Source organism: Acinetobacter sp. AL9 (genome assembly GCF_041464035.1).
GTDB classification, from domain to species: domain Bacteria; phylum Pseudomonadota; class Gammaproteobacteria; order Pseudomonadales; family Moraxellaceae; genus Acinetobacter; species Acinetobacter towneri.
The window spans coordinates 1-5,951 of record NZ_JAYFSK010000091.1 but is presented as its reverse complement, the minus strand read 5'-3'; the positions used below and the strand labels follow the sequence as shown (position 1 = coordinate 5,951).

4 protein-coding genes, 2 pseudogenes and 1 other annotated feature are annotated in these 5,951 nt (G+C 36.4%); of the genes and pseudogenes, 1 reads left to right on the top strand and 5 read right to left on the bottom strand.

Annotation, left to right across the window (positions count from 1 at the left end; genetic code table 11):
* From ACEO2X_RS13050 to ACEO2X_RS13040, 3 genes and pseudogenes are all read right to left on the bottom strand, one after another.
* A pseudogene (locus ACEO2X_RS13050) lies at nucleotides 1–97 on the bottom strand (IS66 family insertion sequence element accessory protein TnpB); the annotation flags it as partial.
* Nucleotides 98–527: 430 nt separating this feature from the next.
* On the bottom strand, nucleotides 528–1,439 hold the full coding sequence (locus ACEO2X_RS13045) for a ParB/RepB/Spo0J family partition protein (protein WP_371972122.1): 912 nt from the start codon (nucleotides 1,437–1,439) through the stop codon (nucleotides 528–530).
* Nucleotides 1,440–1,452: 13 nt separating this feature from the next.
* A complete protein-coding gene (locus tag ACEO2X_RS13040) occupies nucleotides 1,453–2,226 on the bottom strand; it encodes a ParA family protein (protein ID WP_127800991.1) in 774 nt (257 codons plus the stop codon).
* 856 nt (nucleotides 2,227–3,082) lie between these two features.
* On the opposite strand from ACEO2X_RS13040, the gene ACEO2X_RS13035 reads away from it, so the two are divergent.
* Complete coding sequence (locus ACEO2X_RS13035; RefSeq protein WP_127800989.1) at nucleotides 3,083–4,255, top strand: replication initiation protein; 1,173 nt, start codon at nucleotides 3,083–3,085, stop codon at nucleotides 4,253–4,255.
* Nucleotides 4,256–4,407: 152 nt separating this feature from the next.
* Here the strand turns inward: ACEO2X_RS13035 and ACEO2X_RS13030 are convergent.
* Together ACEO2X_RS13030 and ACEO2X_RS13025 are read right to left on the bottom strand one after the other, a co-directional pair.
* Nucleotides 4,408–5,627 (bottom strand): IS3 family transposase gene (locus ACEO2X_RS13030; protein WP_371972121.1). Its coding sequence is split into 2 segments (ribosomal slippage): nucleotides 4,408–5,351 and nucleotides 5,351–5,627, totalling 1,221 coding nucleotides; the frame shifts between segments, so codons are not numbered across the junction.
* Nucleotides 5,236–5,352: a sequence feature (AL1L pseudoknot), on the bottom strand. It overlaps the preceding gene by 117 nt.
* Before the next feature lie 40 nt (nucleotides 5,628–5,667).
* Nucleotides 5,668–5,951: pseudogene (locus ACEO2X_RS13025) on the bottom strand (DDE-type integrase/transposase/recombinase); the annotation flags it as partial.

Below are 5,951 nucleotides of genomic sequence, written 5' to 3'. Positions count from 1 at the left end.
TTTTGCAGGCATTGACAATACTGAGTTTGAATTCTTTGCTGTATGTTCTGCGTTTTTTAGCAACAGGAGGTGTTGCTGAATATATATCCATGTTCATGGATTAAGTCCCCACTTGTTTTTAGGTGGGGACTGAATTAAGGCTTATAGGATCGCTTGGTAAGGCTGTGTTAGCCAGATGCTTACTTTCTTTTACCTTAATAACGGATTTGTTTAACGGCAGCATACTTTTTGAAACACCACCAAATTATGTATGTTCCACCAGCATATAAATTTCCCTATCGGAAAATCTGATAGGAATTGATTATTTTGATACAAAACGTGAAAACTGGGAGTGCTTATATGGACATATATAATATTTCCGGATAAATATAAAACTACTCCACAAGAAGAAAGGCAGAATTTAATCTCAGTCCGAAGTAACAGTACTCTCAAAGAACAAATGTAAAAAAGCATACTTAAGAAAATAAATTTCAATAATGCATGAGGATGTAATTAGTTTCAGGGTGCTAAAAAAGTGTAGCAACTTGCTACACTTTTTCGCTTTTTTGAATCAGCTGTTTTAAGAAATCTTCTAATTGTAAGAGACTGGCTTCGTCAATTTCCGAGATATTCAGAGAAACCTTAAGCTGTTTTTGATTCAGTTTGATATTCCCCGCAATCTTACCGGCATATTCAATTTTTCTGACCACGGATGTTGTGGTCAGTTTTTCTGGATTCTGACTCAATAGTTTTTCAGCATAAGTAGTAACTTTGCTTTGCTCGAGTTTTTTGTCTTTTAATTTTTCCCAAGCTCTGAGTAAGGCCATTTCGGCTTCAGAGAGTTGTTCAAGATGATCCGATAGAAATTTTTTGAATGCAGTTGCAGCAGTACGGCCTAGCAAGCCTGGTTCCACATCAAGGTCATTTAAAATTGCTTGCGGCAGTTTTTCGTATGCTAAATACTTGTACATATCTTCGCGATTTAAACCCAGTGAATTGGCTAAACGTTGCTTGTTTTTCTTTAATTTCTCATCAAGTGAGTTCAGGCCAATAAAAATCTCATAATCTGTCAGATCCTGACGCTTTAAATTCTCGGCCAGGGTTAACAAAGATGCTTCTACATTATTTGCATCAATGATAATGGCTTCAATCACAGACTTTCCGAGTAACTGATGTGCCCGTAAGCGTCGCTCGCCTGCAATCAGTTCATATTTCAGATTATCCAGTTTACGCACTGTAATGGGCTGCAAAAGGCCGATTTCATTAATAGAATCCGCCAGTTCTTTTAACTGTGATTCTTCAAATATTTTACGCGGCTGGTTTAGACTTCGGCTGATATCCTCAATAGGGACATTACGTCTAAACTCTTTCAGCTCTTTAATATTGTCTTTCTGTGCTTGCTGATGTTTTTCTGTATTCTGTTTCAGTTTCTGAGCTAAAAGCTCTTTGGTGCTTGCCATAATGCTCTCAGGTTTAAATTTTCAATACAATTTCATTGGCAAGGCTTTCAAAAGCCTTACGTACTTTTGAATTTTTTTCTACTTTCAAAAGTGGTTGTTGCAGAATGGCTGCTTGATTGACTTTAGTACTTTGAGGAATTGTGGTTTCTAAAATTTTACCCACTTGTTTCAAGGCTTCATCCCGAATCAGCTTACAGACATTCTGACGTTCATCATGCTTAATTAGTAAAGCGCCTAAAAGCTCTAAATCTGGATTAATACGTTTGATCTTTTCAAGATGATTTAAAAGATCTGTTACCCCATATAATCCATATTGTGATCCTGATTCGATAGGGATAATGACATGTGTTGAGGATGCCAGGGCATTGCTGGTTAATAATTTAAGGCTAGGTGGGCAGTCAATCAATATAAAATCATATAGATCTTTTAATAGTTTTAACTTGATATTTAACTCTTCTGAAGGACGGGGAGCTTCTTCTTTTAGTTGATCTTCAGTTTTTCCTAAATTCAAGGAACCATAAATTAATGATACTTTTTCAAAGTTCGTTTCTTCTTGTAATGCATCTGCCAACAACGAAATATCGCCCACTAGTAATTCTGCTGTAGTGACAGCAATTTCGCTTGGATGTTGGATCCCAATGTGTAAACTTGCGTTTGCTTGAGGATCTAAATCAATGACTAAAACTTTGTTGCCCAGATTGGCAAGTTCTGAGGCTAGGTGTACAACAGTCGTTGTTTTGCCACATCCGCCTTTATGGTTAGCAACAGTAATAATTTTTGCAGACATGCGTGTCAGATGCTTCCTTATTTGAATGTTTAGTAATATAAATAACTTTCATTCATCTTACTATAGTTTTTAAATTTATAAATCCTATTTATTCAGCTGTAAAACAGTTTAAAAAATAAATTTTTAACTAAGCTAGCTTAATTAAAAATTAGAATAATTAGTTATTTAGCTAATTAATAATTAGGATCATATTTTTATTATATAAAACAAATGCTTGTAGATTTAAAAGTGGAAGGTTTGTCACTCTAAAGTGGAAGGTTTGTCACTCTAAAGTGGAAGGTTTGTCACTCTAAAGTGGAAGGTCTGTCACTCTAAAGTGGAAGGTTTGTCACTCTAAAGTGGAAGGTCTGTCACTAGGGTGGAAAGTTTGTCACTGCTATTTTTATATCTGCTATTTTTATTTAAAAATAATTGCAAAAACAAATATTTAAGCTGTTAATAAAGTCTCATAACTAAGCTTTAAAGGTGGAAAGATTGTCACTGTATCTTCTTAACCTGTGGATAATCTGTTTTTATTGGATATTTCCTGATGATTATATGTGCAGTTATACCTTTTAAATCTAACAAAAAGGTGGAAGCCTTGTCACATCAGGGTTTTTATCTGACTTAACCTAACTAGATCTGAATGAAAAAAGTAAAAATAGGCCTTCTGAACTGTAATTTCGAGACTAAAGGTGGAAGGTCTGTCATCATAGGGTGGAAAGATTATAATTAATTCCACTTTAAATGCAGAAAACCGGCTAAAATGCTTCTTTTTGATGACAAACTTTCCACTTTTAGAATCTTGTGGTGAAAGTCTTGAAAGTTTTTCCACTTTTGTATATAAAAACTAAGTTAAATTATAAATATCACGGTTATGACAGAATCTGAACCATTGCAAGAAGAATCGAATTATATTCCTTACTGTATAGGCAACATTCGCCATAATGGCGTTGTCAGTACCAGTAACCGTTTAATTCGCCCAATCGAATTATCAGCCAATGAATATAAGGCACTTCTATATGCAATGGCGGTTGCGAATTATAGTGAGAAAAATAGGGTAGATGGTGAAATTACCGAACAAACTTATATTTATTTGTATAAGGATGATTTGGCAGATTTACTAGGATTAAATAAACGTAATTCAATTAATGTTGCAATAGATCGGATCTACAAAGAGCTTTCATCCCGGGTAGCTCACTTTATTATTGAGGAGCCTGCTGATAATGGTAAAAGAAAGACTAAAAAAGTACATTCTGTCGTTCCCATTATCCGTGAGTTAAGATGGGAAGATGATTCTAAAAATGCGATTCAGATTCGTTTTACCAGTGAGGTGTTGCCGTATTTCACTCAACTGGCTGGGGGTAATTTTACTACCTATCAGCTAAAACATCTTTTTGCCCTAGATTCTGTTGCCAGTATGAGTCTCTATACTTATTTCATTAAAAATGAATTTAAGTACGCCAATCAAAAGAGTTATGAAGTGCCATTACTTTTAGAAAACTTGAAAGCACTGATTGATATTAATGAAACCAAATATGATCGCTGGGTAGATTTTAGACGCTATGTATTAGACAAAATAGTGGCAGAAATTAACGAAAATACAGATCTACAATTAGAGTATGAAACCGTTAAGAAAGGCCGTCCAATTGTAGGTGTGAATTTTAAACTGCATCATCGGATTGCTGATAAGGCACTGGATGAATTTGCAGTGATTGAAAAAATCTATCTTGATGTTCCATTTGAAGACAATGCATCCGTAAAAGAATTAGGGGCTAAATTCGATATGAATGTACGTTCTTGGTATATTTTTAATAATGATGAAAATTATCAGCAGTTCAAGAAGTGGTTTAAAAAAGTAGGATGCCTCACTGACTCTCAAGCAAATATTGTCATTAATGACACTTTATTCCAAATGGATTTTGCTGAAATTGGTATGGGGTTGAATGACTTTAAACGAAATATGAAGCATAAACTTAAAAGTAATCCGGAATTCGTCCATAGTATTCGTGAAAGACTGAATGATATTTTTGGTAAAGAGTTGATCTAGCGAAAAGTGTAGCAACTTGCTACACTTTTTTAGATATATGTTCGTAAAGAATACAAGTGGTAAGGACCTTAGGATAAAAACGACTCTGTTGCATAAAGTGTGAAAATTGAGACTGAACCGTACCGGGTTTGTCGGAGACTTTTTTATTTAAGTTAGGCCACCTGACCTAACGGGTTAATCTTATCATAGTACATTGCTTCAAACTCAAAAGGCGATACATAACCCAGTGCACTGTGTACACGCTTTTTATTGAACCAATCTACCCAGTTTAGTGTCGCAAGTTGTACATCTGCTAAACATTGCCAATCTGCTTTTAAATATTCAATCACCTCTGTTTTGTATAAGCCATTCACCGTTTCAGCCAAAGCATTATCGTATGAATCACCAGTCGTACCGACTGATGCTCGTAAATTTGCAGCTTCTAAACGATTGGTATAGCGAATAGAAAGATATTGAACACCTCTATCGGAATGATGAATCACATTCTTTGGCATGCCTCGATCGTGCAATGCTTGCTCAAGTGCATCGAGCACCATATCTGTATTCATCCGTGTAGATACTTTCCATCCAACAATTGCTCGTGAGAACACATCAATAATAAAGGCGGTATAGACCCAGCCTGAATGAGTTTGAATATACGTAAAGTCACTCACCCACAGTTGGTCAGGATGATCAGCATTAAAATTACGTTTCACTAAATCATCTGCTCTTTTTTGATCATCTCGGCTACGGGTGGTTTGTTTATTCTTACCACGCCAAACACCTTGTATAGCTAGCTTCTGCATCAATCGAGCAACTGTACAACGTGCGATAACATAACCTTCACGTTTCAATTGTTGCCAGACCTTACGCACACCATATCGACCTGAACTTTCTTTCCAAATTCGTTGAATTTGTTCAGCATGATGCTCATCATGTAGATCTCGTTTCGCTCGATGTTCTGGATTGTCAGCGAGATCTAAAGTTCGGTAATAGGTTGAAGCTGCGATCGGTAAAATCCTACAAATCGTATCAACACCATATCGATCTTTATTGTTATGGATAAAATCCACCATTATTTGTGTGGGCGGTCGAGCTCCGCCTGGGCGAAAAAAGCGGCTGCTTTACGTAGAATCTCATTGGCGCGTTGCAGTTCTTTATTTTCGCGTTCGAGTTGTTTGATACGTTCTTGGTCTGAAAGCTGCTGTACTTTAACTGGATTTTGTTTATCTAAATATTTTTGATACCAAACACGAAGTGTTTCAGGAGTACAACCAATCTTAGGCGCAATTGCTGTGATCGCAGCCCAATTCGATGGATAATCTTTTTCGGATTCAATCAATAATTGAACCGCTCTATCTCTGATTTCAGGGGTGTATTTTACTTTTTTCATCGGGACATTCTCTCAAGAAAAGTGGTCTCCGACAAACCCGGTACGGTTCAGTACGATTAAATCGCTCAACATATGCATTTTGCTGTGGATTGCCTGGTTGACTAAATACATGCTCAATACCATGCTGATCACACCACTTTTCCATCAGCTCACTTATATACTCTGGGCCGTTGTCGGTTCTAATGCGTTTAGGTTTGCCTCGCCATTCAATGAGCTGATCAAGTCCTCTCAGCACACGTTCTGCTGGCAACGAAAAGTCAATCAATATATCCAATGACTCGCGATTATAGTCATCAATCACGTTGTGAACTCGATAACTACGTC